Annotated in this window: 23 protein-coding genes; 9 read left to right on the top strand and 14 right to left on the bottom strand. The window is 69.1% G+C overall.

Annotated elements, in window-relative coordinates:
• Positions 1-68: 68 nt before the first annotated feature.
• Complete coding sequence (locus tag OG241_RS36965; RefSeq protein ID WP_405821704.1) at positions 69-2,504, bottom strand: transglycosylase domain-containing protein; 2,436 nt, start codon at positions 2,502-2,504, stop codon at positions 69-71.
• A gap of 262 nt (positions 2,505-2,766) precedes the next feature.
• Here OG241_RS36965 and OG241_RS36960 point away from each other — a divergent pair, with 262 nt between their 5' ends.
• From OG241_RS36960 to OG241_RS36940, 5 genes are all read left to right on the top strand, one after another.
• On the top strand, positions 2,767-3,714 hold the full coding sequence (locus OG241_RS36960; RefSeq protein ID WP_405821702.1) for an SPFH domain-containing protein: 948 nt from the start codon (positions 2,767-2,769) through the stop codon (positions 3,712-3,714).
• Positions 3,711-3,989: a hypothetical protein gene (locus OG241_RS36955; protein ID WP_405821700.1), complete on the top strand. Its 279-nt coding sequence runs from the start codon at positions 3,711-3,713 to the stop codon at positions 3,987-3,989. The genes OG241_RS36960 and OG241_RS36955 overlap by 4 nt, the downstream gene beginning before the upstream one ends.
• 181 nt (positions 3,990-4,170) lie before the next feature.
• Positions 4,171-4,698, top strand: coding sequence for a PadR family transcriptional regulator (locus OG241_RS36950; protein ID WP_405821698.1), 528 nt, complete (start codon positions 4,171-4,173; stop codon positions 4,696-4,698).
• Entirely contained in the window at positions 4,695-5,408 is a 714-nt protein-coding gene (locus OG241_RS36945; RefSeq protein ID WP_405821696.1) for an ABC transporter ATP-binding protein, read from the top strand. Before OG241_RS36950 ends, OG241_RS36945 begins: the two co-directional genes overlap by 4 nt.
• On the top strand, positions 5,405-7,735 hold the full coding sequence (locus OG241_RS36940) for an FtsX-like permease family protein (protein WP_405821694.1): 2,331 nt from the start codon (positions 5,405-5,407) through the stop codon (positions 7,733-7,735). Before OG241_RS36945 ends, OG241_RS36940 begins: the two co-directional genes overlap by 4 nt.
• A gap of 90 nt (positions 7,736-7,825) precedes the next feature.
• Here the strand turns inward: OG241_RS36940 and OG241_RS36935 are convergent, their stop codons facing one another.
• From OG241_RS36935 to OG241_RS36920, 4 genes are all read right to left on the bottom strand, one after another.
• Entirely contained in the window at positions 7,826-8,254 is a 429-nt protein-coding gene (locus OG241_RS36935; protein ID WP_319092234.1) for a hypothetical protein, read from the bottom strand.
• 8 nt (positions 8,255-8,262) lie between these two features.
• Complete coding sequence (locus OG241_RS36930; RefSeq protein WP_006379691.1) at positions 8,263-8,661, bottom strand: roadblock/LC7 domain-containing protein; 399 nt, start codon at positions 8,659-8,661, stop codon at positions 8,263-8,265.
• Between the two features lie 82 nt (positions 8,662-8,743).
• Entirely contained in the window at positions 8,744-9,745 is a 1,002-nt protein-coding gene (locus tag OG241_RS36925; protein WP_405821691.1) for a MarR family transcriptional regulator, read from the bottom strand.
• Positions 9,746-9,925: 180 nt separating this feature from the next.
• Positions 9,926-10,879 carry a hydrogen peroxide-inducible genes activator gene (locus OG241_RS36920; RefSeq protein ID WP_405821689.1) on the bottom strand — a complete coding sequence of 318 codons (954 nt, stop codon included), beginning with the start codon at positions 10,877-10,879 and terminating at the stop codon, positions 9,926-9,928.
• A gap of 121 nt (positions 10,880-11,000) precedes the next feature.
• On the opposite strand from OG241_RS36920, the gene OG241_RS36915 reads away from it, so the two are divergent.
• Complete coding sequence (locus OG241_RS36915; RefSeq protein ID WP_405821687.1) at positions 11,001-11,534, top strand: carboxymuconolactone decarboxylase family protein; 534 nt, start codon at positions 11,001-11,003, stop codon at positions 11,532-11,534.
• 192 nt (positions 11,535-11,726) lie between these two features.
• On the top strand, positions 11,727-12,665 hold the full coding sequence (locus OG241_RS36910) for a M56 family metallopeptidase (RefSeq protein WP_405821685.1): 939 nt from the start codon (positions 11,727-11,729) through the stop codon (positions 12,663-12,665).
• 509 nt (positions 12,666-13,174) lie between these two features.
• Here the strand turns inward: OG241_RS36910 and OG241_RS36905 are convergent.
• From OG241_RS36905 to OG241_RS36890, 4 genes are all read right to left on the bottom strand, one after another.
• Positions 13,175-14,698 (bottom strand): AI-2E family transporter, encoded by a 1,524-nt coding sequence (locus OG241_RS36905; protein ID WP_405821683.1) that lies wholly within the window; start codon positions 14,696-14,698, stop codon positions 13,175-13,177.
• Between the two features lie 177 nt (positions 14,699-14,875).
• Positions 14,876-15,589, bottom strand: a complete 714-nt coding sequence (locus OG241_RS36900; RefSeq protein WP_405821681.1) for a transglycosylase SLT domain-containing protein — start codon at positions 15,587-15,589, stop codon at positions 14,876-14,878.
• Positions 15,590-16,029: 440 nt separating this feature from the next.
• Positions 16,030-17,355, bottom strand: a complete 1,326-nt coding sequence (locus OG241_RS36895; RefSeq protein WP_319092242.1) for a PhoH family protein — start codon at positions 17,353-17,355, stop codon at positions 16,030-16,032.
• A gap of 346 nt (positions 17,356-17,701) precedes the next feature.
• Positions 17,702-18,478 (bottom strand): isoprenyl transferase, encoded by a 777-nt coding sequence (locus OG241_RS36890; RefSeq protein WP_405821678.1) that lies wholly within the window; start codon positions 18,476-18,478, stop codon positions 17,702-17,704.
• A gap of 718 nt (positions 18,479-19,196) precedes the next feature.
• On the opposite strand from OG241_RS36890, the gene OG241_RS36885 reads away from it, so the two are divergent.
• The gene (locus tag OG241_RS36885) at positions 19,197-19,553 is read left to right on the top strand and encodes a DUF192 domain-containing protein (RefSeq protein WP_405821676.1); all 357 of its coding nucleotides are present in this window, start codon (positions 19,197-19,199) and stop codon (positions 19,551-19,553) included.
• A 403-nt stretch (positions 19,554-19,956) separates the two neighbouring features.
• Here OG241_RS36885 and OG241_RS36880 read toward each other — a convergent pair whose 3' ends face one another.
• Entirely contained in the window at positions 19,957-20,754 is a 798-nt protein-coding gene (locus OG241_RS36880) for a class I SAM-dependent methyltransferase (RefSeq protein WP_405821674.1), read from the bottom strand.
• An 89-nt stretch (positions 20,755-20,843) separates the two neighbouring features.
• Here OG241_RS36880 and OG241_RS36875 point away from each other — a divergent pair, with 89 nt between their 5' ends.
• A complete protein-coding gene (locus OG241_RS36875; RefSeq protein WP_405821673.1) occupies positions 20,844-21,332 on the top strand; it encodes a DinB family protein in 489 nt (162 codons plus the stop codon).
• On the opposite strand, the gene OG241_RS36870 is transcribed toward OG241_RS36875, so the two are convergent.
• The 4 genes from OG241_RS36870 to OG241_RS36855 all read right to left on the bottom strand — a co-directional run bounded on the left by OG241_RS36870 (position 21,327) and on the right by OG241_RS36855 (position 24,080).
• Entirely contained in the window at positions 21,327-21,869 is a 543-nt protein-coding gene (locus tag OG241_RS36870; protein WP_405821671.1) for a GNAT family N-acetyltransferase, read from the bottom strand. The genes OG241_RS36875 and OG241_RS36870 overlap by 6 nt on opposite strands.
• A 78-nt stretch (positions 21,870-21,947) precedes the next feature.
• Positions 21,948-22,553 (bottom strand): dihydrofolate reductase family protein, encoded by a 606-nt coding sequence (locus tag OG241_RS36865; RefSeq protein WP_405826642.1) that lies wholly within the window; start codon positions 22,551-22,553, stop codon positions 21,948-21,950.
• Between the two features lie 130 nt (positions 22,554-22,683).
• The gene (locus OG241_RS36860) at positions 22,684-23,373 is read right to left on the bottom strand and encodes a hypothetical protein (protein ID WP_405821669.1); all 690 of its coding nucleotides are present in this window, start codon (positions 23,371-23,373) and stop codon (positions 22,684-22,686) included.
• A gap of 20 nt (positions 23,374-23,393) precedes the next feature.
• Positions 23,394-24,080, bottom strand: coding sequence for a hypothetical protein (locus OG241_RS36855; protein ID WP_405821667.1), 687 nt, complete (start codon positions 24,078-24,080; stop codon positions 23,394-23,396).
• Between the last annotated feature and the right edge of the window lie 9 nt (positions 24,081-24,089).

Below are 24,089 nucleotides of genomic sequence, written 5' to 3'. Positions count from 1 at the left end.
AACGGTCACGTGAATGAGAGAGGGCTCCCGGTGATCAGGTGATCACCGGGAGCCCTCTCTCGTAGTGCCTACTGCCCGTCGCCCGGGTCCGGCGGCTCAAGGGTGATGCCCCCCGACCCGCCCGTCGGGGTCGGCGTGGGAGTCGGGGTCGGAGTGGGCGTGGGTGTCGGAGTCGGCGTCGGGGTCGGCGTGGGTGTCGGAGTCGGCGTCGGGGTCGGCGTGGGTGTCGGAGTCGGCGTAGGAGTCGGTGTCGGGGTCGCCGTGTCGGTCGGGGTCGGCGTCGGTGACGGCGTGGGCTTCACGCCCGCGCCGAACGAGGTGTCCAGGTCGAACTTGGTGACCTTGCCCATCGTGCCGAAGGTGTACGTCGCCCAGATCTTCGCCGGGTAGCCACCGCCGTTGATCCGGCCGCCGCCCGCGGCGATGAGACCCGTGGCGCCCTTCAGGCTGACCTGCCTCCTGGCCTTCGTGTCCTCGCCGAACAGGCCGACCGAGGTGACCAGACCGGGCGTGTAGCCCGTGAACCAGGCCGACTTGTTCTCGTCGGACGTACCCGTCTTGCCGGCCACCTGCTGGCCCTTGCGGTTGTCCGCCTGCGCCACCGAGACCCGGGCCGTACCGTCGTCGACCACGCCTGTCAGCACCGACGTGACCGCGTCGGCGGCCTCGGGGCTGATGACCTGTTCCCCGATCGGGGAGTCGAACTCGGCGGTACGGTCCTTGTGTTCGGCCGACTTCACGATGGCCGGGGTGACCTTGCGGCCGTGGTTGTCGAGGGTGGCGTAGACGCCGGCCATCTCCATCGGGCTCGCGCCCATCGTGCCGAGGGTCTGTGCGGGCACCGCCGGCAACCCGGTGGTGTCCAGGCCGAGTTCGTCCGCGACCTTCATGACCTCGGACATCCCGACGTCGACGCCCATCTGTGCGAACACCGAGTTGATCGACTTGTTCATCGCGGTCTGGACGGTGACGTCGCCGTAGTCCGCGTCGTCCTCGTTCGGCGGGCCGAAGCCGACCTTCTTGCCGTCGGAGACGACCTGCCGGCCGCTGGTGCCGTCGTAGACCGTGTTCGGGTTGATCTCGTCGCCGTCCTGCGTACGTGCCTGCTCCTCCATGGCCGCCGCGAGGATGATCGGCTTGAAGGTGGACGCGGGCTGGTAGTCACGACGGGTCGCGTTGCTGATGTAGTGCTTGAAGTAGTCGGTGCCGCCGTACAGCGCGAGCACCCGCCCGGTCTTCGGGTCGACGGACACCGCGCCGGCCTGGACGTTGGCGTCCACCTTGCGCTTCTTCGCGTCGAGCTTGCTGGTGAGCTGGCTCTTGACGGCGTTCTCCAGCGCGGTCTGCTTCTTCCGGTCGATGTTGAGCGTGATCGTCCAACCGCCCTTGTCGACCAGCGCGTTCGCGCTGTTGGTGTCGTCGGCCGTGCCCTGGGCGACGAGTTGCCTGGCCAGCTGGGCCTTGGCGGCGTCGACGAGGTACCCGGTCTGGCCCTCCAGGCCCGGGGCGCCCTTCGGTTCCTTCGGCACCGGGAACTTCATGGCGTCGCGCTTGGACTTGTCGAGCCAGCCCTCCCCGACCATGTTGTCGAGTACGTAGTTCCAGCGGGCCGTCACGAGCTTCTTGCCGGTGTCGGAGGCGACCGCCCAGTCGTACTGGCTCGGTGCCTGGAGCAGCGCGGCGAGGTACGCGCCCTGCTCGACGGTGAGGTCCTTGGCGTCGACGCGGTAGTAGGCCTGCGCGGCGGCCTGGATGCCGTAGGAGTCGCGGCCGTAGTAGTTGGTGTTGATGTAGCCCGCGAGGATGTAGTCCTTCGACCTCTTCTGATCCACCTTCAGCGAGATGACCAGTTCCTTCAGCTTGCGCGTGATGGTCTGGTCCTGCTCCAGGTAGTAGTTCTTGACGTACTGCTGGGTGATCGTCGAACCACCCTGCTTGCCCTTGCCGGACAGCGTGTTGATCAGACCGCGGGCGGTGCCCTTGAAGTCGACGCCGGCGTCCTTGTAGAAGGACTTGTTCTCGGCGGCGACGAAGGTCAGCTGGACCTTCTTGGGCACCTCGTCCAGGTCCACGATCTCGCGGTTGACCGTGCCGGTGCGAGCGAGGACGGTGCCGTCGCTGTACTTGTAGACGTTGCTCTGCTTCTCCGCGGCGGCGTTGCCCTCGGGCACGCCGATCATCAGGTAGAGCACCATGAAGGCGCCCATGCCGAGCAGCATGAAGCCGAAGAAGGCGCCGAGGATCTTCTTCCAGGTGAAGAGCCGACGCAGGAAACTCTTACCTTCGTTGCCGTTCTTGCCCTTCTTGGCGCTCTTGCCGCGCGCCGCCGCCCTGCTTGCCGCCCTGCCCGGAGTCAGGGTCGCGGTCGCGGTCCCGCCCTCGGCACCGCCCTCGACTCCTGTCTCCGCTCCGGTCCCGGTCGAGGCATCCCTGGAGGAGCTCTTGGGCGCCGCGCGGCGGCCACCGCGATGCTGCCGCGCTCGTCTCTCGTCCGCTCGTCCCATCGGTCGCTTCGCTCCGCTTCCTTCTTCGCACAGGTTCATGGCACAGGTCAGCTCAGAAAACTAACACCGGCGGATAAGACGACGAGCTTTCGAGCCCCCCTTTTCCGGACGTGACAATCAGCACCCGCCCCACTGGAACCGACTACTGGGGGGTGCGGAAGGTTGCCGCATCGGCTAAAGTGATATCACTTAGCTAGAACGCTGCTAAGCCGTCGGCGGCCAGGACCTGATCGCCGACGCTCACGAAACGGGGGCACCATCCATGACCACACACGACTTGACCCCGACCGCCGATCCCGCGGTCGATCTGCCTGACATGCCCGATCCGCAGGTCCGCGAGATCCCGGCCCGCAGCATCGGCGGTGGCGCCGCTCTCCTGCTGGGACTGCTCGGACTCGTGCTCGGCGTCGGCATGATCATCAGCGCGACAGCCGTCTCCGGCGGCGGAGCCAAGGCGGCTCTGATCGTCCCGGGCGTCCTGATCGGCCTCTGCGCCTTCATCGCCATGTGCGGTCTGAACATGGTCGCGCCGGGCGAGGCCCGGGTGGTCCAGCTCTTCGGGCGGTACCGGGGGACGATCCGGCAGGACGGGCTGCGCTGGGTGAACCCGCTCACCTCGCGCTCGAAGATCTCGACGCGGGTACGCAACCACGAGACGCCCGTCCTCAAGGTGAACGACGCCTACGGCAACCCGATCGAACTCGCCGCCGTCGTGGTCTGGAAGGTCAAGGACACCGCGCAGGCCAGCTTCGAGGTCGACGACTTCCTGGAGTTCGTCGCCACCCAGACCGAGGCGGCCGTCCGGCACATCGCCATCGAGTACCCGTACGACGCCCATGACGAGGGCGGGCTCTCGCTGCGCGGCAACGCCGAGGAGATCACCGAGAAGCTGGCCGTCGAGCTGCACGCGCGCGTGCAGGCGGCCGGCGTCCAGATCATCGAGTCCCGCTTCACCCACCTCGCGTACGCTCCCGAGATCGCCTCGGCGATGCTCCAGCGGCAGCAGGCGGGGGCGGTCGTCGCGGCGCGGCGGCTGATCGTCGACGGCGCGGTGGGGATGGTCGAGGCCGCGCTCGCCCGGATCGCCGAGGAGGACATCGTGGAGCTGGACTCGGAACGGAAGGCGGCGATGGTGTCGAACCTCCTGGTGGTGCTGTGCGGTGACCGCGCGGCACAGCCGGTCGTGAACACGGGGTCCCTGTACCAGTGAGTGATCCCTCCGGGAGTTCGGCCGCCGAGAACCCCGAACACGCCGAGCGCCGGCCGCGGCAGCAGCGCAAGCAGGTGCTGCTGCGGCTGGACCCTGCCGTGTACGACGCGCTGGCCCGGTGGGCGGGGGACGAGCTGCGCTCGGCCAACGCGCAGATCGAGTTCCTGTTGCGGCGGGCCCTGGCGGAGGCGGGCAGGCTGCCCCGGGAGACGGGTCCCATCCCGCGCCGTGGGCGGCCACCCGGGGGCTCCACCCCCGGACCCCCGTCGGCCTGAAGTGCCTCGCCCTCAAGCTCCCCCCTCTGGGGGAGCTTGATGCTCGCCGCGCGAAAGCCCGGTGACAGAACCGTGACAACCAGCTCTGACCTGCACAGTCACCGCCCTTCCACAGCCCGCCCCATGATCTATACACAGCAGGTATACACACCACGTATACCCCGTGCGTATAGTCCTTCTCATGTCCATCGGTCACACCCTTCTAGGACTCCTGGAGTCCGGCCCCCGACACGGCTACGACCTGAAGCGGGCCTTCGACGAGAAGTTCGGTCACGATCGCCCGCTGCACTACGGGCAGGTCTACTCGACGATGTCCCGGCTGCTGAAGCACGGGCTCGTCGAGGTCGACGGCATCGAGGCCGGCGACGGTCCCGAGCGGAAGCGGTACGCGATCACCGACGCCGGTATCACCGACGTACAGCGGTGGCTCGCGACGCCGGAGAAGCCCGAGCCGTATCTGCAGTCGACCCTCTACACGAAGGTCGTCCTCGCGCTGCTCACCCACCGCGACGCCGGTGACATCCTCGACACGCAGCGCGCTGAGCACCTGCGGATGATGCGCATGCTGACCGACCGCAAGCGCAAGGGCGACCTCGCGGACCAGCTCATCTGCGACCACGCCCTGTTCCACCTCGAAGCCGATCTGCGCTGGCTGGAACTGACCTCCGCGCGCCTCGACAAACTCGCCCAGGTGGTGACGTCCCGATGACCGCTCCGCTGACTGCTCCGACGACCGCCCCTCCCGGTTCGCTGCTCGTCGCGAGCGAACTGCGCAAGGCCTACGGTCCGACCAACGCGCTCGACGGCGCCGAGTTCTCGATCCACCCCGGCGAGGTCGTCGCCATCATGGGCCCGTCCGGGTCCGGCAAGTCGACCCTGCTGCACTGTCTCGCCGGGATCGTCCCGCCCGACTCCGGCTCGATCACGTACAACGGGCGTGAGATGGCCGGGATGAGCGACGCCCAGCGCAGTCAGCTGCGGCGCACCGAGTTCGGGTTCGTGTTCCAGTTCGGGCAGCTCGTGCCGGAACTCACCTGCGTCGAGAACGTGGCCCTCCCGCTGCGTCTGGGCGGGACCTCCCGCAAGGAGGCCGAGCGGACCGCGCTCTCCTGGATGGAGCGGCTGGAGGTCGACGACCTCAGGAGCAAGCGGCCCGGCGAGGTGTCCGGAGGCCAGGGGCAACGGGTGGCCGTGGCACGGTCATTGGTCACCAGCCCCCGGGTGCTGTTCGCCGACGAGCCCACCGGCGCCCTCGACTCGCTCAACGGCGAGCGGGTGATGGAGCTGCTCACCGAGGCCGCCCGGTCGACCAACGCGGCCGTCGTGCTCGTCACGCACGAGGCACGGGTGGCCGCCTACTCCGACCGCGAGATCGTCGTACGGGACGGCAAGTCGCGGGACATGGAGCGCGTCATATGAACCTGCGCCAGTGGATACGGGACCTGGGTATGGGGGTCCGATTCGCCTTCACGGGTGGGCGCGAGGGCTGGGGCCGGGTCCTGCTGACGGCCGTCGGGGTCGGGCTCGGGGTGGCGCTGCTGCTGCTGACGACCGCCATCCCGAGCGCGCTGGCGGCCCGGAGCGAGCGGGGCGAAGCACGTACGGACGTCGTGTTCGTCGACAAGCAGCCCCCGAAGGCCGACAACACACTGATCGTCGCCGTCGTCGACACGACCTTCCGCACGGACGACGTACGCGGGCGGGAGCTGCAACCCGAAGGGGTACGGGCGCCCTTGCCGCCGGGGGTCGACAAGTTCCCCGCGGTCGGGGAGATGATCGTCTCGCCGGCTCTCGAACGGCTGCTGAAGTCGGCCGACGGCAAGCTGCTGCGGGAGCGGCTGCCGGACCGGATCGTCGGCACCATCTCAGGCACGGGGCTCGTCGGACCGGCCGAACTCGCCTTCTACCGAGGGGGCGAGGGACTCGAGCACCGTTTCAGCGGTGGTTCTGTGGGGCGGATCGCCCGGTTCGGGGATCTGCATCCGACGTCCGAGGGTATGGATCCCGTCCTGATCCTGCTCACCCTCGTCGTCTTCATCGTGCTGCTGATGCCGGTCGGCGTCTTCATCGCCACGGCCGTACGGTTCGGCGGTGAGCGGCGCGACCGGCGGCTGGCCGCGCTGCGGCTGGTCGGCGCCGACGGCATGATGACCCGCCGGATCGCCGCGGGCGAGGCGTTCGCCGGTGCCGCCGTCGGGCTCGTCTTCGGCGCCCTCTTCTTCCTGATCGGCCGTCAGGCCGCGGGATACGTCGAGCTTCTCGACCTGAGCGTGTTCCCCAGTGATCTGAATCCGGCGCCCGCGCTGGCCGTCCTGGTCGCGGTCGTCGTGCCGGTGGCCGCCGTGCTGGTGACCCTGCTCGCGCTGCGCGGTGTGGTGATCGAACCGCTCGGTGTGGTGCGTACGGCCCGGCCCCCGCGCCGCCGGCTGTGGTGGCGGCTGCTGATGCCGCTGGGCGGGATCGCGGCGCTCTCCCCGATGATCGGGCAGGGCAACGACGCCGGGCAGTTCAACGACCTCCTGGTCATCGCCGGCGTCTCGCTGCTCCTCATCGGGGTGACCGCGCTTCTGCCCTGGGTCGTCGAGGCGGCGGTCGCCCGGCTCGGCTCCGGCGGGGTCGCCTGGCAACTGGCCGTCCGAAGGCTCCAGTTGAGCAGCGGTACGGCCGCCCGCCTGGTGAACGGCATCGCGGTGGCGGTGGCCGGCGCGATCGCGCTGCAGATGTTCTTCTCAGGGGTCGCCGGCGCCTACGAGACCCCGTCGAAGGAGCATGTCGAGCGGGCCCAGATGGAGGTCGGCGTGCCCTACGGCGTCCCGCTCCTCCCGGCGGGCCGGCAGCTCGCAAGGACAGAGGGCGTTCGGAAGGTCACCGTTCTTTTCTACGGTTCGTTGGGCGAAAAGGCCAGGTCCGCGGAGAAGTACACCGAGGTGACCATCGGCGACTGCTCGGCGCTGCGTGAGGTGGGCCGGCTCCCCTCGTGCCGAGACGGCGACGTCTTCGCCGTTCAGGGTGCCGACTACGAAACGGACACAGCCCTGCTGGTCAAACCGGGCCTGAAGGTGTGGGTCAGCCCGCGCAGTCTGGGGACCGAGAAACCGGCGGTCGCCTGGACGGTGCCGGCGGGCCTCAAGCAGGCCGACTCGCGCGAGGACCCGTCGGGTGGCGAGAACGGTGGCGTCCTCGCCACACCGGGCGCCCTGCCCAAGGAGATCGTGGCGCAGGCCGCCGGACGCATCTTCGTCGTCCTCGACCCCAAGGTGGCGGACGCCCCCGACCTGGTCCGCAACACGGCGGCGCGGATCGACCCCCTGACGGATCCCCAGACCTGGACGGCCACCAACCGCACGAGGCAGTTCGAGTCGATCCGCACCGGCCTGTTCGTCGGCTCCGCCTGCGTCCTGCTGCTGATCGGGGTGAGCCTGCTGGTCTCCCAGCTGGAGCAGCTGCGCGAGCGCCGAAAGCTGCTGTCGTCCCTGGTCGCCTTCGGCACCCGGCGGCGGACGCTGAGCCTGTCGGTGCTGTGGCAGACGGCTATCCCGATCGGACTGGGGCTGCTGCTGTCGACGGGAGTGGGGCTGACCCTGGGCGTCGTCCTGCTGAAGATGACGAGCAGGTCGCTCGGCGTCGACTGGGCCGCCGTACTGGCGATGACCGGTATCGGCGCGGGCGTCGTGCTGCTGGTGACGGTGCTGAGTCTGCCGCCGCTGCTGCGGCTGATGCGGCCGGACGGCCTGCGGACGGAGTAGCTCCTGACGCGCCCGCTCGTCGCACAGGCCCCTCCCCCGGACCTCGGAATCCGGCGGAGGGGCCTGTCGGCGTTCGTGCTCAGCGGATGTTCAGAGGCTGTACTCCTTGACCACCCGCCGCACCTGGGCGAAGAGCATGCCGACGTTGACCGCCTTGCGGCAGACGACCACGGCGACGACGTCCTGCTGCTCGTTGAGCCGCACGAACAGGTGAGTGAGGTTCTCGCTGTTGACGAGGATCTCCTGGAAGAAGTGCTGGTCGCTCGGAGTGCCCCGCCGTTCCTTGAACACGTCCTCGATCATCACGACAGTACGGCCCTGGAACAGGTCGAGAGTCGCGCCCGCCAGCAGGTCGAGCACCTCCGGCGGATGGTTGTCGACCGTCTCGTACGAGAGCAGCATCCCGGTGGCCATGTCGACCACCCCCGACGCGACACACTCGGGGGCATCGGTTCGGAGCGCCTTGACCAGGCTCATGACCTGGTCGGAGAAACCTGTGGTCATGCGTTTCGTCGCCATCCTTTCCTTCACACTCCTTCGGTCGCCACGGCGGGTTCCGTGGCGGTGAGGATCGAGCCGATACGGCGCAACGCCGGCTGCGTCGCCCGGTGCAGCCTGTCCAGGTCGACGCCCTCGTCGCCGAGTACGACCATCAGCGCGGTGTCCCCGACGGCGTAGAAGGCCGCGCAGCCCTGGCTGCCGTAGGTGACCGTCCGACGCAGGGTGCCCCGGCCGGTCGCCTGGGCGGCCCGTCGGGCGAGACCGAGTCCCGCGGCGGCGATGGCGGCGAGACCCTCGGGGTCGATCGACGCGGCGGTGTCCGCCGCTATGAGCAGTCCGTCGGTGGCTGCGATCGCCGTGTCGGTGATTCCGTCCACCTTTTCGCGCAGGTCGCGCATTTCCATGGCCAGCGCTTTGTGGTCCATGTACTCAACTCCCCTATGAGCTCTTCGAACATCTATGAACTTCGATGAACTTCTATGGCCCTCTATGACCTTCTACTGAATTTCACGAATTTCCTTGGGTTCCGTTCCGCATCCGGAAGAACCCTTTCCAGCTCGACCCGCGCTTTTCGGGGGCGAGAGATTCGGTGATGCCACTGGCGCCGGGTTCACGGCGGGGCAGCGGGGTGACGACGGCCGGGTTCACGTACGGGGGCGCCAACGGCGGAGGCGGGGGTGGCGGCGCCGGAGGCAGTCGCCTGCGCTGTCGCAGACCCTCCTGCGGCACCCGGACGACCGGGAGCGGCGCGACCCCCTCGGCGCACTCCAGCAGCCCCGCACCGAGCATCCGCGCCACCTCGACCGTCACCGCGTACACCCCCCGGCCGGTACGGAACGCGAGGTCACGGGCGGTACGGCGGCCGTCGGCCTGGGCCAGCAACTCCTGCTGTACGGGAGTGAGTTGCCCTGCATCGATCGGCACCGGCACCGAACTCGGGCTCGGGCGCTCCCGGTTGGGGCGTACCGGGTGGGACAGGGCGGCAAGGGCGGCGAGTTTGCGGTTGGCGTCCTGGAGGAGGCGGACCGGCCCCTCGCCCACCGGGACCGGGGCGGACGGCTCGGCCTCCGGGTCGCGTTCGCAGGCGTCCACGCGGCCCGCGACGACCGCGAAGACGGCGTCCCGTAACGCCATCATGCAGACGACGCGCAGTTGGGCGGCGCCCGCGTAGCCGTGCCTGATCAGTTCCGCGCCCGGCCAGCGCGCTCCCCCGGCCTCCCGTACCAGCTCGGCCCACTCCTCGCCGCTGATCCGGCGGGAGCGCAGGAGCAGCGCCTCGGGGCCGGGGGCGCCGGGGCTCTCGGCGCCGACGACCAGTCCGCGCCGGAAGTGGAAGGCCCCGCCGGGGCTGCCGGCCGCGCGCAGCGCCCCGGTGTACTCCTCCTGCCCGCACTCGGCCAGGGCGTCGAGCAGCAGGCCGTAGCCGACGCGGCCGAGGGAATCCGGGGAAGCGGATGCGGGAACGGGGTCAAGGGCGGACGCGGAGACGGAATCGCGGATGACCGACATCACTCCCCCTGGCCTTACTCACCGGCATTTCGCACATACGCCTGACGCGTAGCACTGAGGGGGTATGTGTATCAGTCCGGGCGCATATTCAGACCGGGGTCTCGCTACCTGACGGAAGTTGAGATCTCTCGCCGTTCAACGGTCTTTGTTCGACGCTCATTTGATCGAACTGTCACCTGTTTAGTCACCCAACACCCGGACGGGCAACGGCCGCAGCGCCTCCCGCAGAGCCGCCGCCAGTTCCTCGTACTCCGCGCCCCGCACGGCGCCCGCGCGCGTCGCGAGGCCGATCCGGCGGGTCGGGGCCGGGGCGGCGAAGTGGCCGGTGCGGAGCTGGTCGCTGCGGCCCGCCTCGACCCTGACCGCGGTGTGCGGCAGCAGCGTCACGCCGAGGCCGCCGGCCACGAGCTGGACGAGGGTGGACAGGCCGGCGGCCGTCGTGGTGGCCGGGGCGTCCGCGCGCCCGGCCTCCCGGCAGACGTCGAGCGCCTGGTCGCGCAGACAGTGCCCTTCGTCCAGGAGCAGCAGGTCGAGCCCGCGCAGCGCCTCACGCGGGATGTCCGTGTGTCCGCCGAGGGGGTGGTCGAGGGGCGTGACGAGCACGAAGTCCTCGTCGAAGAGCGGGAGTTCGAGGATGCCGGGCATTCCGGTCGGGACGGCGATCAGGAGCAGGTCGAGGCGGCCGGTGGTGAGTCCGTCGAGGAGTCCGGCGGTCTGCTCCTCGTGGACCTGGAGGTCGAGGTCCGGGTAACGGTCGTGGACCAGGCGCAGCACGGCGGGCAGGAGGTAGGGCGCGACGGTCGGGATCACACCGAGCCGCAGCGTCCCGGTGAAGGGCGCGCGCACGGCCTCGGCCTCCTCCATCAGCGCGGCGACCGACTCCAGGACGTCCCGGGCGCGTACGGCGAGGCGCTCCCCGGCGGGCGACAGCAGCACCTTGCGGGTGGTGCGCTCCACGAGGGTGACACCGAGGGCCTCCTCCAGGGCGGAGACGGCACCCGAGAGCGCGGGCTGGCTCATGCCGATCGCGGCGGCGGCGTCCCGGAAGTGCAGGTGTTCGGCGACGGCGACGAAGGCGCGCAGCTGGGCGAGACTGGGCCTGCGGCGCCCGTCGGTGTTCCTGGGCGCGGCCATACCCGTACTCCTGACTGATGACGATGCTGATGCTGATGCCGGTTTCGCTGATAGTTTTCGTGGATCAACATGGCAGAGTGTAGCGATTCGTCTGATCAATTGATCAATGGTGGTGAGTGGTATGGGCCTCGCGGAACTGAAGTCCGCCCTGCCGGACTACGCGGCGGACCTGCGCCTCAACCTGGAGAAGGTCGTCGGCGGCTCCCGCCTCACCGAGCAGCAGCTGTGGGGCACAGTGCTGGTCTGCGCAATCGCGTCCCGCTCGCCGCGTGTGCTGCGCGAGCTGGGGCGGGAGGCCAGGGCCCGGCTCTCCCCGGAGGCGTACACGGCCGCCCGCGCCACCGCCGCCGAGATGGCGATGAGCAACGTCTTCCACCGCACCCGCCATCTGCTCTCCGACCCGGAGTACGGGCGACTGCGCGCCGGTCTACGGGCCAACGTGCTCGGCGACCCGGGCGTCGGGCGGACCGACGTCGAGCTGTGGTCGGTGGCGGTGTCGGCGATCAACGCCTGCGGCGCCTGTCTGGACGCCCACGAGCGGGTGCTCCGCGCGGCGGGCGTCGACCGGGAGACGGTGCAGGAGGCGTTCAGGATCGCGGCGGTCGTCCAGGCCGTCGCCACGACACTGGACGCGGAGGCGATCCTCTCCGAGTGACCGGGGCACGGTCGCCCGGTCGCCCGGTCGTGCGGTCGCCGGGCAGGGGCCTTGTGACGGAGGGGCCCCGGTGGGTGACTGGACGCGGCGTGCAGGACGTCCGACAATGGGCGCACCCTCTCTCCGTTCGTCGCCGCCTTCGTCGTACCGGCCGCGAGGACCGTCCTTCTCCGATTGAGGGAGCCACCCGCAATGACCGTCGTCCTGGTGCTGATGGCCGCCGTCGCCCTGACCGCCGCCGCTGTCCTGCCGCGTGTGCTGACCCGGGCCGGCTGGCCCGACCGGGAGCCGGTGCTGGGGCTGTGGGTGTGGCAGTGCCTGGTCGCGACCGTGCTGGTGTGCTGCCTCGCCGCGCTGCTGCTGGGCACGACGGCCGCGTTCGGGACGGTTCGGGCCCATGCCTTCGCACCGGCCCCGTCCTCGGTCACCGCCGCCTACCAGCTGGGACCGGCGCCCGTCTGGCTCACCGTACTGACGCTGCTGCTGGCCTGCGGGGCGGCCTGGACGGTCGCGATGCTCGGCCGGGAACTCGTCGAGGCACACCGGCGGCGTCGGCTGCGGCGCGTCCATCTGCGGGAGCGGGCGCCGGACCTGCCCGCCGGTTTCCCGGCCGCCCGGGGGCCGCTGCTGGTGCTGGAGGACGAGTATCCCGACGCCTGGCTGCTGCCCGGGCCGACGCCCCAACTCGTGGTCACCACAGGCGCGTTGCGGCGGCTGTCCGACCACGAGCTGGACGCCGTACTCGCCCATGAACTCGGTCATGCCCGGGCCCGCCACGACTGGCTGCTGCATCTCTCGCAGGCGCTGGCCACCGGTTTCCCGCGCGTCCCCGTCTTCGCGCACTTCCGGGACCAGACGCACCGTCTGGTCGAACTGGCCGCAGACGACACCGCGTCCCGGCGCTGCGGCCACCGCACCACGGCGGTCGCCCTGATCGAACTCAACCGGCATCGGGGTGTGTTGTCCTGCGCGTGCACCCGTGGGCAGCTGGGCGACCGGGTCGAGCGGCTTCTGGCGCCTCCGCCGCGCCTGGACGCGCCGTATCGCGCCGCCGCACTCCTGGCTGCCGCCGTGGCCCCGTTGATCCCGTTGCTGATCGCTCTGGGGCCGGCACTGAAGGTGCTCAACTGACCTTTTAGTGGGGCGCGTTGGCTGCGCCTGCGCCTGCGCTGCGCGGGACCTGCCGGTCCGCTGTGGCTGGTCGCGCAGTTCCCCGCGCCCCCTGAGGGCCTGCGGCCGCTCCCGGGCGCCCATACAGACAGGTCGGACGGCGGCGCATCAGCGTTGGCTGCGCCTGCGCTGCGCGGGACCTGCCGGTCCGCTGTGGCTGGTCGCGCAGTTCCCCGCGCCCCCTGAGGGCCTGCGGCCGCTCCCGGGCGCCCATACAGACAGGTCGAACGGCGGCGCATCAGCGTTGGCTGCGCCTGCGCTGCGCGGCCGCCGCCGGTTCGCTGTGGCTGGTCGCGCAGTTCCCCGCGCCCCCTGAGGGCCTGCGGCCGCTCCCGGGCGCCCATACAGACAGGTCGAACGGCGGCGCATCAGCGTTGGCTGCGCCTGCGCTGCGCGGCCGCCGCCGGTTCGCTGTGGCTGGTCGCGCAGTTCCCCGCGCCCCTTGAGGGCCTGCGGCCGCTCTAGGGCGGCTACGCAGGGGGGTCGGACGGTGGCGGGGCCTGCTCGTGCTGCTGTTGGGCTCTCGTCAGGGCGATCGTCGCCGATGTCGCTCCGCGCGGCTTCGGTGCGTGGTGCAGGGCTGCCGAGTCCTGGGTGTGGGCCTGGGAGTAGACGCGCAGATAGCCGACGACCGTGTTCGTCACCGCGACCAGCGGTACGGCGACCACCGCGCCGCCGATCCCCGCGACCATGCCGCCCGCCGCCACGGACAGCACCACCGCCAGTGGGTGGACCCGGACCGCTCGGCCCAGGATGAACGGCTGCAGGACGTGCCCCTCGATCTGCTGTACGGCCAGCACCACCGCGACCACCAGCACCGCCGTGACGACGCCCTGCGTCACCAGCGCCACCACCACCGCCAGGGCGCCCGAGGCGACCGCGCCGACGAGGGGGATGAAGGAGAACAGGAAGATGAAGACGGCCAGCGGGACGGCCATCGGCACGTCCAGGAAGTAGATGCCGAGGCCGATGAAGATGGCGTCGATCAGAGCCACTATCACCGTGCCCCGCACATACGCCGTCAGCGTGCGCCACGCTCGCGGTCCCGCGCCGGCGACACCGGGCCGGGCCGCCGCCGGGACCAGCTTCAGCGTCCACTCCCAGATGCGCTTGCCGTCGTAGAGGAGGAAGAGGGTCGAGAAGGCCGCCAGGAGTATGCCGGTCAGCCCCTCGACGATGACGGTGACGCCCTCCAGGCCCACCGAGGTGATCGAGTCCGTGTTGGCGCCGATCGCGTCGCGCAGATTCTCGGCGATCTTGTTGATCTGCTTGTCGGTGACGTGGAAGGGGCTGTTGAGCAGCCAGTTGCGAAGTTCGTCGATGCCGTCCTGGACCTGGTCGGAGAGCTGGTCGGTGTTCTCTATGACCTGCCAGGTCACGAACCAGCCGATCAGCCCCATCACGACGAACCCGAGGATCGCGGTGAGCGCGGTCGCGGGCCCACGCGGCATGCCCCACCGGGTGAGGCGGGCGACCGCCGGTTGGAGCAGCGCGGTGATGAGCAGCGCCACCACGAAGGCGAAGACGACGAGTTGGACCGCGCCGATGACCCGCATCAGCACCCAGAGCGTGCCGGCGAGCACCAGCAGCCGCCAACCCGCCTCGGCCGCGACCCGTACGCCCCACGGGACGACGGAGGCGGGCTCGGGCCGCACGGCGATCGCGCCGGGGCCGGTGGGGGTGGTCGTGGTGCGGGCCCGGGGAAGCTGTTCGCGCTCATCGTGCTCGCGCTGACCCGGCTCGCGCGCATCCGGCTCGGACTCGTCGGGTTCGGGCTGGAGGCCGTGCTCATGCCGGGGGTCGTGCTCATACGAAAGGCCGTGCTCATGCCCGTGCTCGGGTGGTGAGGTGTCCGGCAGTGACGGAGTGCCCAGCGGCGAGTCCCCGTCGTCCGTGTGCTCCTTCTCCACCTCGGCCCGGCGTGCGTCCAACCGCTCACCCATCTCGGTGAGTCGGCCACCGATCCGGCCGAGCAAATGCGGCAGTCGCGACATGATCCGCCCTCGTCCCCCGTCTCTCCCTCTGCCCATCGATCCCCCAAAGCCTCCGGAGCCTCGGGAGCAGCGGTCCACGTCCGACCGTACATGGCCGAAGCCCCCCACCGAAGGACGGTGAGGGGCTCGGAAAGGTTGAGACAACTGAACGCGGAATCCGCGCCAGCCGCGGCAGGCTCAGTAGTAGTTGTTGGCCTGCCAGAAGTTCCACGCGCCGCACGGGCTGTCGTAGCGGTCGTTCATGTAACTCAGGCCCCACTTGATCTGGGTTGCCGGGTTCGTCGCCCAGTCGGCGCCCGCCGAGGACATCTTGGAACCCGGAAGCGCCTGCACGAGGCCGTACGCGTCGGAACTCGGGTTGTCCGCCTGGTAGTTCCAGCTGGACTCGTGGTCCACGATGTTGCTGAAGCACTGGAACTGGTCCGCCGGGACGATCGAGCGAGCCATCTCCTGGACTTCGGCGATCGTGTACGAGGCCTGCTGCGGGAAGCTGGACGGGTCACGCGTCGCGGAACGGCTGGCCGCCTCTTCCGCTTCCTTGCGTGCCTTCGCCTCGGCCTCGGCCTTCTCGGCCGCCTTCTGCTTGGCTACCGCGTCCTTGGCCGCCTGCTTGCGAGCAGACTCCTCGGCGTCCTTCTTGGCGGTGGCGTCGGCGGCGATGGCCTGGACATCGGCCTGCTGCGTCAGGGACGCGGTCTGCACCTCGGCCTGGGAGCCCACGGGAATGTCCGTGAGCAGCGTGGTGTCGCCTACCAGTGCCTCGGCGTTGTTGGGGGTCCCGGTGTCGCCCGAGGCCACACCCGTAACTGCGCCGACAGCGGTGACCGCGGTGGCCGAAGCCACTGCGAGTCCCCGGACCGAAATCCGGCTCACACGGTTTCCTTCCAGCATCGCCCGCTTCGGTGACCCTGGCGGACGCAATCTTGCCCCCAAGACGCTGGCCTCCCAACTGCGGGGTCACGGGAGACACGGGCCCGGTGGGCAACTCCCTTGCGGGGAGCGCCGCGTGGTGCACGGGCGGCATACGACGACGGTATGGAGTTGAAGGCGGTGCTTCGGTGGTGCCGTACTACTGGGGGTACAGATGTGTCGTATGCGGGGCCTGACAGGAGTGAGACTCTGCCGCACCCGGACGCCGGGTGGCAATTCTGAGTTGCGTGTGAAAGCTCACACCTCGTTTGTCCCCAGTGATTTCCGGAAAGCCGCAGACGCGGAAGCGCCGCCCGGCTAGGCTCTTCGCCTTTGCCGGACGGCGCCTCTTTTGCGAACTACTCGGTAACCGGACGCAATTACCCAATCACCCGAGCGAGTTCCTATCTGCCCAACCAGGGTCAGATCTGCCCGTCCTCCAGCATTTCGGTCACCAGTGCGGCGATCTGGGATCGCTCCGACCGGGTGAGGGTGACGTGCGCGAAGAGCGGGTGCCCCTTCAGCTTCTCGACGACGGCCACGACACCGTCGTACCGGCCGACCCGCAGATTGTCCCGTTGCGCCACGTCATGGGTGAGAATCACCCGCGAGTTGGAGCCGATGCGGGACAGAACGGTGAGCAGGACGTTCCGCTCCAGCGACTGTGCCTCGTCCACGATCACGAACGCGTCGTGGAGCGACCGGCCGCGGATGTGGGTGAGGGGCAGCACTTCGAGCATGCCGCGTGCGGTGATCTCCTCGATGACCTCGCGGCTGGTGACCGCGGACAGCGTGTCGAAGACCGCCTGCGCCCAGGGGCCCATCTTCTCGGACTCGGAACCCGGCAGATAGCCGAGTTCCTGGCCACCCACCGCGTACAGCGGCCGGAAGACCATCACCTTCTGGTGCTGCCGCCGTTCCAGCACGGCTTCCAGCCCCGCGCACAGCGCGAGCGCCGACTTGCCGGTGCCGGCCCGACCACCCATCGACACGATCCCGATGTCCGGATCGAGCAGGATGTCGAGCGCGATGCGCTGCTCGGCACTCCTCCCCTTGATACCGAACGCCTCGCGATCCCCGCGTACGAGGCGGACGTTGCCCTCCGCCGTGACGCGCCCCAGTGCCTTGCCGCGCTCCGACTGGATCGTCAGACCGGTGTGCACCGGCAGCTCGGCGGCCTCGGGAACGTAGGCGTGCCCCTCCTCGAAGAGAAGGTCGACCTGCTCGCCGGCCAGGGTCAGTTCGGACATTCCGGTCCAGCCGGACGAGCCCGTGATGGCCAGCTCCGCGCGGTACTCCTCGGCGAGGAGACCTACGGAAGAGGCCTTGATCCTGAGCGGCAGGTCCTTCGACACGACGGTTACGTCGTACCCCTCGGCCTGCAGATTGCGGGCGACCGCGAGGATGCGGGAGTCGTTGTCCCCCAGGCGATAGCCGCTTGGCAGCACGCTGGGGTCCGAGTGGTTGAGCTCGACACGGACGGTCCCGCCCAGCTCCCCGATCGGAATCGGGGCGTCGAGGCGACCGAACCGGACGCGGAACTCGTCCAGCAGGCGCAGGGCCTGCCGGGCGAAGTACCCGAGTTCGGGATGGTGCCGCTTGGCCTCCAACTCCGTGACCACGACGATCGGCAGCACGACTTCGTGCTCCTCGAAGCGGTTCAGGGCGCCTGGATCGGCCAGCAGAACGCTGGTGTCGAGAACATAGGTGCGCCGGTCTGGCATACGGCGCTTTGTGCTGGTCACCACGGAAGGACGTACCCCCTCGGATGAGGTCGGGGAGCGACGAAGGAGATCTGGACCGGTCGACGGCCCCAGTGCGCGGGCCGAGAACCGGCCCTCCGCCTGTTCGCCCGTGCTGTGACCACACGGTCGGGCTGGTGCAAAGGGCCTCCCGGGCGGACGGCCCCGTGCCGTCCGCTGAGATACGACACCCGTGGTTCGGGTGTCGACCTGCTTGGCTTATGCCCTCGAACATGCGCGGCCATGCCACGACAAACGGCGGCGCGCTGGTGAACTCCTTGTTACATCCGTCCCAGGGAGGGCGAATTTCACCCCGTGGGCCCACTCGTGACCGGGTCGGCTCCGGTCCGGGTCAGCCGCCGAAGCGCCGGTGGCGGGCCGCGTAGTCGCGCAGGGCACGCAGGAAGTCGACCTTGCGGAAGGCCGGCCAGAAGACCTCGCAGAAGTAGTACTCCGAGTGGGCGGTCTGCCAGAGCATGAACCCGGACAGCCGCTGCTCGCCGCTGGTGCGGATGACGAGGTCGGGGTCGGGCTGGTCGCTGGTGTAGAGGTGCTTGCCGATCATGTCGACGTCGACGCTCTCGGCGAGTTCCGCAAGCGGGGTGCCCTTGTCGTGGGCGTCGAGCATCATCGACCGCACGGCGTCGGCGATCTCCTGCCGGCCGCCGTAGCCGATGGCGACGTTGACCAGTATCCCGCCCGCCACGTGCGCGGTGGCCTCCTCGGCCTCCTTGAGCTGGGTCTGCAGCTGCCCGGGGAGCAGGTCGAGGTTGCCGACGTGGTGGACACGCCAGCGGCCGTCGGCGGCGAGCGAGGTCACGACGTTCTCGATGATCTCGAGAAGCGGTGCCAACTCCTCCTGCGGACGGTTGACGTTGTCCGTGGAGAGCAGCCAGAGGGTGACGACCTCGACGTCGGTCTCGGAGCACCAGCCGAGGAACTCCTCGATCTTGTCCGCGCCGGCCCGGTGCCCCTGGGCGGTGGTGGAGCCGGCCGCCTTCGCCCAGCGGCGGTTGCCGTCCACGATGACGCCGATGTGCTTGGGCACCTGGTCGTGGTCGAGGTGGCCCTCCACCCTGCGTGTGTAGACCCTGACCAGCAGTCGGCGCAGGTTGTCGCGCAGGTTCACGTGTTTGTCAGCCCCTCCGTACGGATCGGACAGGCGCGGCCGGGCGCGATCCCTGGCGCGATTTCCTGCCCGTGTGGTGGTCCTCGGGGGTGGCGATCCCCGGAGGGGAAGCGTACCGCTGCGGGACGGGGGGTCCTGCGCCCGGGGAACGGGGGCCGTGCGCCCAGGGGGCCATCGGCGGGCAAAGGGGACCTTGCCACCGGGACGCCATCATCGCGCCGCCACCACGACAGAAGGGGGCGCGGAGCAGGGCGCGGGAGGGTGCGGGAGGGGGGCCGGGGAGGGTACGGAAGGGGGGCCCGGACGTATGCGGATGGCCGGGTCGGAGAGCGGCGGCATCCGACTGGCGCCGACCGGCTCCGGCTGGGCACAAAAAACGGGCCGGTCCGTGGGGGGGGAGACGGACCGGCCCGAGGGGGGGCTTCCACCATAACCCTTCGTGAGTGATGCTGCGTACATCGACGCGGAACAACTACTCTCCGAAGTCGTCCGGCAACGCGCGGATGGCCTCGGAAGCCCGTTTTCACGGCCGGATCATGGCTGGAAAACAGCTGATTCCCAGGAAATTGCCCGAGATTCTGGGCGATCCAGAGGCATCCGAGGGATTTCATCCCCTGATCCGGCATCACCCGTCAACCCCGCACCCATCCGGGTGCCCCCCTCTGCAGGGCGACCCTGTCGCGAACGCTTGCTTGACGCCGTCGCTAACTTCGCAGCCATGGCCACGTTCACCACCACAGAGACACCGGAGCCGGTTCCGCTGGAGCTCGCCGAGTCGGGACGAGCACGCCGACGCGGGCTGCTGGGCCGGGACGGAATCGAGGGCGCGCTGCTGCTGACGCCCGCGAGTTCGGTGCACACGTTCGGAATGCGATTCGCGATCGACGTCGCCTACCTCGACGGAAAGGCGCGGGTCCGAGCGGTAAGAACCATGCGCCCGGGCCGAGTTGGACTCCCCCGCCCATGGGTCCGGTCGGTCCTGGAAGCGGAGGCCGGAGCCCTGGAGAGATGGGGGGTTCGGCGGGGCGTACGACTCGCGATCCGGGCCGACGACGCGACGCCGGAGGGCTGCTGAGCAGGCGCGGGACGTCCTCGCACGAGCCGGTGACAGCCGGGCAGGGCACCGCGCAGGCCCCTCCTCTGCGCGGTGCCGTCCACGCAACTTTGCTGACGCGAATTGCCTTTACCCAAATTTACGTGACGTCGACCCCTGCTCACGAACCCCAGGGGTAACGATGTGGAAACCTCGTGAAACCTTTTCGGGCATACACACACATGTCGTACGGAAGGCAGGGCCGTCGCGGAGGACCGCCCTCCTCCCGCTGGATTCTCGCCAATATTCGGACGAGGGCGAACGATATCCGGATGCCCACGGGCAACGGCCCGACGGCGGCCCCTCCCTCGGTCGCGCCGCTTCTCGGACGTTCTCGGACGTTCCCGGGAGTTCCGCCGAGTTCCTCGATCGCGGGCCGGCCGGCTCAGCCTGAGGGCTTGCGGGCCTCGAAGAGATGGCGGCTGCTGTGCGCCACGAACGAGCCCTCGGCTTCGATCAGCTCGTGCAGGGACCGGAGTTGGGGCCGGTAGGCGTCGACGGTGAACCCGGGCACCATCCAGATCACCTTGCGCAGGAAGTGCACGACGGCGGCGATGTCGTAGAACTCCATCCGCAGTCGCTCGGCGCGCAGTTCGACGATCTCCAGCCCGGCGGCTTCCGCGCCGGCCCGCTCACGGTCGGGGTGGCGGACGCTGCGCTGCTGGTCCGACTGCGGTCCGAGGAAGTGCTCGACGAGTTCGTACGCGCTGGCGGGACCCACGTGCTGGGCGAAGTACGTACCGCCGGGTCGCAGGACGCGGGCGATCTCGGTCCAGTGCGGGGACACGGGGTGCCGGCTCACGACCAGGTCGAAGGCCTCGGCGGCAAAGGGCAGCGGCGCGTCGTCCGGTACGGCGACGACCGCCGCGCCGCGCGGGTGGAGCAGGGCGGTGGCCTTGACGACGTTCGGCGGCCAGCCCTCGGTGGCGACGGTGAGCGGGGGCAGCTTCGGGGCGGTGTTGAGCACCTCTCCGCCCCCGGTGTGCACGTCGAGCGCGGCGGACACACGGCCCAGCCGCTCCCCCATGGCCCGGGCGTACCCCCAGGAGGGCCGCGCCTCGGTGGCCCGCCCGTCGAACCAGGAGAAGTCCCAGCCCTCGGTGGGCACCGCGGAGCCTTCGGCGAGAAGTTGCTCGAAGGTGGAGGTGGAGGTGGGTGCGGAGGCGGGCTCGAACGTGGACATGCGGGCGATGTTCGCAGGCAGTTGTCAGTCGGCGCTGATAATTTCCGCCGCACGACGAAAGCAGGGCGACAGAAGAGGTGGTCCGCAACATGCTGTACGCCGATGACGAGACGACGACGCTGCGCGCGAAGCTCGACCAGGAGCGGGACGCGGTGCTGTGGAAACTGGAGGGCCTGGACGAGGAACAGGTCCGCAGGCCGATGACACCTTCGGGGACGAGCCTGTTGGGGCTGGTGAAGCATCTGGCGTCGGTCGAGTACGGCTGGTTCGTCTCGACGTTCGGCCGGGAGACGGAACCCTTCTGGTTCGACCCGTACCTCGGGGAGGACATGACCGCGGGCCCGGACGAGACCAAGGCCCGGATCACCGACTTCTACGCCCGCGCCCGCGCCGCCGCCGACCGCGTACTGACGGAACTCCCGCTGGACACCCTGGGCAAGCCCGCGTGGCGGGACGACGAGTGCTCCCTGCGCTGGGTCCTGGTCCGTATGACGGCGGAGACGGCACGGCACGCGGGGCACATGGACATCGTGCGGGAGTTGATCGACGGGGGAACAGGGGTGTACCGCCCGTCATGACCCGACTGGGCTGTCATCGCTGTCATGGCTGTCGAGGACGAGCATGATGTGCTCGTCCTCACCGTGGCGGACGGTACCGGTGCGACGGAAGCCGTGCTTTTCGAGGAGGCGGACGGAGGCGGCGTTCCCGGCGAAGGGGTCGGCGTAGAGGGGCCGGTTGGTCTCGCGCAGCAGGAACAGCCCGAGGGCTACGCTCCCGACCCCTCTCCCCCAGTACGGCCGCGCCAGCCAGTACCCGATGAAGCGCTGTCCTCCGACACCCTGTTCACCCTCCCACCAGGCGACGATGCTGCCGGCGGGTTCACCGTCCAGGGTGACCATCTGCACGAACACTGTGCTGTCGCCGAGGATCCTCGACTTCCAGTGCCTCATGAAGGCGTCCCGCGGCCGAGGAGTGAACCGCGACCGCCGGACGGCTTCGGGGTCGTTCTCAGAGACGAACAGGAACTCCAGGTCGGCTTCGGTGACGTCGCGAAGGCGCACGTCGTCCTTGCCGGTCATGTTGCCGTTCACCTTGCCGGGCACGTTGTCGGTCATGGTGGGGAGTGTGGCAGGGGGCACTGACATTGATGCCGATACAACGGCTGCGGTGCAACACCGGCAAGGCCCACGCCCTTACGCGACTGGCACCTCGGGCGCGTCCGCCCGCCCGTACCGCAGCATCACGACTCCGTTGCCGAAGGTCCGGGACTCGATGAGCCGAAGCCGGGTGATCCGGTCGGCTTCGGGGAAGAGGGGCTTACCGCGCCCGACGAGAACCGGATGGACGTACACGAGATACTCGTCGACAAGGTCCTGTCGCATGAACTCGGCGGCGAGCTCGGCACCTCCGAGCCCCAGATCCCCACCGGGCTGCTCCTTGAGCGCCCGAATCTCGTCCGGGACGACCTCCCGCACGATCGTGCTGTTCCACTCCGCATGGTCCAGGGTCCGGGAGAACACGTACTTCGGCATGTCCCGCCAGATCCCGGCGAACTCGATCACATGCTCCGGACTGTCCGGGTCGGCATCGGCGGTGGGCCAGTAGTCGGCCATGAGTTCATGAACAACACGCCCGTGGAGAAAGGCACCCATGGCTTTGACCTGCTGATTGAGATGCCGATGCAACTCGACATCGACCACATGCCAGCCGATGTCACGGTTGGGCCCCTCGATATACCCGTCAAGCGAGACGGACATCATCAGAACAACTTTCCTCGCCACTACCGCACCCCTCACCACCGACGCCGTTGTCGTACGAACGCCCACGGTACGCACCGGGGCAGCGGGTGACTGGGGTGCCACGCTCATCCGCGGCGCGGAGCACCCACGAGGTGGCGGGCGGTTTCCTCGGCGGACCCCATGCCCACCATTACCGTTCCGCGCTGGTCCCGAACTCCAGGGGGTTCTCAAAACTGACCGTCTCGACGACCTGCCGGAGGATCACGCGATACTCCGCGCGACGGGCCACTGCAGTCGTGTTCATGGTAAAGACTGCCAAACGCTTGCAGTCCGGGTGCGGTACATGAGCGTGGACCTGCAGAAGTGGCTGCTGTGGAAGACCGCTGTCGACTGACGCTGTCAACGCAGTCTCACTGAGCGTTGCCGGTCCGCAGGGGAGTTCGAGGTATTCGATGTGTGTGTGGCCCGCAGTGGATGTCACCGCGCGGGCCGCAATGACACCGCGCGGGGCGATAGCAACGTCACGCCAGGAGATGGTGAAGAAAGAGAGCAAGGGCCGACCGCTTGTCGCCCCCGTTTCGTGCACGTCGTCATGGTGCAAACCGATCGAGCAGTGGACGATACCGAACTCGCTCAGAGCGCCCAGTAGTTGCTGCCCCTGTGCCAGTTGGGAAATGAACTGTTGCCGGGCCGTCTCGTTGGTCGCGGCGTCAAGAAACGGCGCGAAAGAGCCGCGCAGCTTGTCGGCTGCCGAGGATCCGGGATAGGCCAGCAGCGCATCGAGGGGAATGGCGGCGAAGCCTGCGGGCTCTGCGAACCAGACATCGGCGTCAGGGTCCGTCGCAGAGTCATCGATTGTGAAGAGGGGGGCCGTGGTCATCGAGTCCTGTCCAGTAGGAGTCAGAACGGGCGCGGCTGGCGCGGGGCCGAGTCTGGAACGTGAGCTCCGGCTCTTCGGGCACGGTCGAGCGCTCCAGCACTGGCGTTCCAGTCAATAGGCGTGCCCCCTCGGCGCCCCGTTGCCGTGCGCTGATAGAGGAGGTGCAACCGCTTCGGGGCCTGGCCGCCACGGCCGGTAGCCGCAACCACGGCGATGAAACGCGGGTCGCCTGCAAACCAGAGAGGTTCGATCTGTGCCTTCAGTTCCGGTTTGGTGCGAACGGTGCCGAAGCGCTTCATCCACCACAGGGTGCGCATGTTCGAAAGAAAGAGCAGAGGGATCTGCTCCTCGGGCTTTTCAGGATTAGGGAACTCGAACCACATCTCGTCCTCTTGGGCCTGAGGGTGCTTGTTCCTGCCCCGAGGGACGTCAGTGAGGAGGAGCCAGGGGTACTGCCGCAAGATCCGTTGGATGCGGATTGACGGGCGGAAATAGGCCAGTTGGAGAACACTGCGGAAGGTTGCGTAAACGAGGACGGGAAGAAAGATCCACCCCACCCAAGTGGGTGTTCCCACGATGAGAAAGAGACACCCGAACCAGGCGGCACTCCAGCCGACCAGCCGCGCACCAATCATGATCATGTGCTGGATCCAGGCCCGCTGGGTCGGCGGATGTTCCCAGGCTGTTGGGTAGGCAGTGGGCTGCATTGATGGCGC

This window comes from Streptomyces sp. NBC_01390 (assembly GCF_045040105.1).
Classification (GTDB): domain Bacteria; phylum Actinomycetota; class Actinomycetes; order Streptomycetales; family Streptomycetaceae; genus Streptomyces.
Note: the sequence above shows the minus strand (reverse complement) of the source record. Positions and strands in the feature narration are given on the sequence as shown.

What these genes read in the sequence shown, in the direction of transcription:
- OG241_RS36875 (WP_405821673.1), top strand. Translation starts at nt 20,844, where the DNA reads ATGCTGTACGCCGATGACGAGACGACGACGCTGCGCGCGAAGCTCGAC.
- OG241_RS36920 (WP_405821689.1), bottom strand. Translation starts at nt 10,879, where the DNA reads ATGGCCGCGCCCAGGAACACCGACGGGCGCCGCAGGCCCAGTCTCGCC.
- OG241_RS36925 (WP_405821691.1), bottom strand. Translation starts at nt 9,745, where the DNA reads ATGTCGGTCATCCGCGATTCCGTCTCCGCGTCCGCCCTTGACCCCGTT.
- OG241_RS36950 (WP_405821698.1), top strand. Translation starts at nt 4,171, where the DNA reads ATGTCCATCGGTCACACCCTTCTAGGACTCCTGGAGTCCGGCCCCCGA.
- OG241_RS36870 (WP_405821671.1), bottom strand. Translation starts at nt 21,869, where the DNA reads ATGACCGACAACGTGCCCGGCAAGGTGAACGGCAACATGACCGGCAAG.
- OG241_RS36910 (WP_405821685.1), top strand. Translation starts at nt 11,727, where the DNA reads ATGACCGTCGTCCTGGTGCTGATGGCCGCCGTCGCCCTGACCGCCGCC.
- OG241_RS36860 (WP_405821669.1), bottom strand. Translation starts at nt 23,373, where the DNA reads ATGACCACGGCCCCCCTCTTCACAATCGATGACTCTGCGACGGACCCT.
- OG241_RS36855 (WP_405821667.1), bottom strand. Translation starts at nt 24,080, where the DNA reads ATGCAGCCCACTGCCTACCCAACAGCCTGGGAACATCCGCCGACCCAG.
- OG241_RS36945 (WP_405821696.1), top strand. Translation starts at nt 4,695, where the DNA reads ATGACCGCTCCGCTGACTGCTCCGACGACCGCCCCTCCCGGTTCGCTG.
- OG241_RS36880 (WP_405821674.1), bottom strand. Translation starts at nt 20,754, where the DNA reads ATGTCCACGTTCGAGCCCGCCTCCGCACCCACCTCCACCTCCACCTTC.
- OG241_RS36935 (WP_319092234.1), bottom strand. Translation starts at nt 8,254, where the DNA reads ATGGCGACGAAACGCATGACCACAGGTTTCTCCGACCAGGTCATGAGC.
- OG241_RS36965 (WP_405821704.1), bottom strand. Translation starts at nt 2,504, where the DNA reads ATGGGACGAGCGGACGAGAGACGAGCGCGGCAGCATCGCGGTGGCCGC.
- OG241_RS36960 (WP_405821702.1), top strand. Translation starts at nt 2,767, where the DNA reads ATGACCACACACGACTTGACCCCGACCGCCGATCCCGCGGTCGATCTG.
- OG241_RS36905 (WP_405821683.1), bottom strand. Translation starts at nt 14,698, where the DNA reads ATGTCGCGACTGCCGCATTTGCTCGGCCGGATCGGTGGCCGACTCACC.
- OG241_RS36885 (WP_405821676.1), top strand. Translation starts at nt 19,197, where the DNA reads ATGGCCACGTTCACCACCACAGAGACACCGGAGCCGGTTCCGCTGGAG.
- OG241_RS36915 (WP_405821687.1), top strand. Translation starts at nt 11,001, where the DNA reads ATGGGCCTCGCGGAACTGAAGTCCGCCCTGCCGGACTACGCGGCGGAC.
- OG241_RS36900 (WP_405821681.1), bottom strand. Translation starts at nt 15,589, where the DNA reads ATGCTGGAAGGAAACCGTGTGAGCCGGATTTCGGTCCGGGGACTCGCA.
- OG241_RS36940 (WP_405821694.1), top strand. Translation starts at nt 5,405, where the DNA reads ATGAACCTGCGCCAGTGGATACGGGACCTGGGTATGGGGGTCCGATTC.
- OG241_RS36930 (WP_006379691.1), bottom strand. Translation starts at nt 8,661, where the DNA reads ATGGACCACAAAGCGCTGGCCATGGAAATGCGCGACCTGCGCGAAAAG.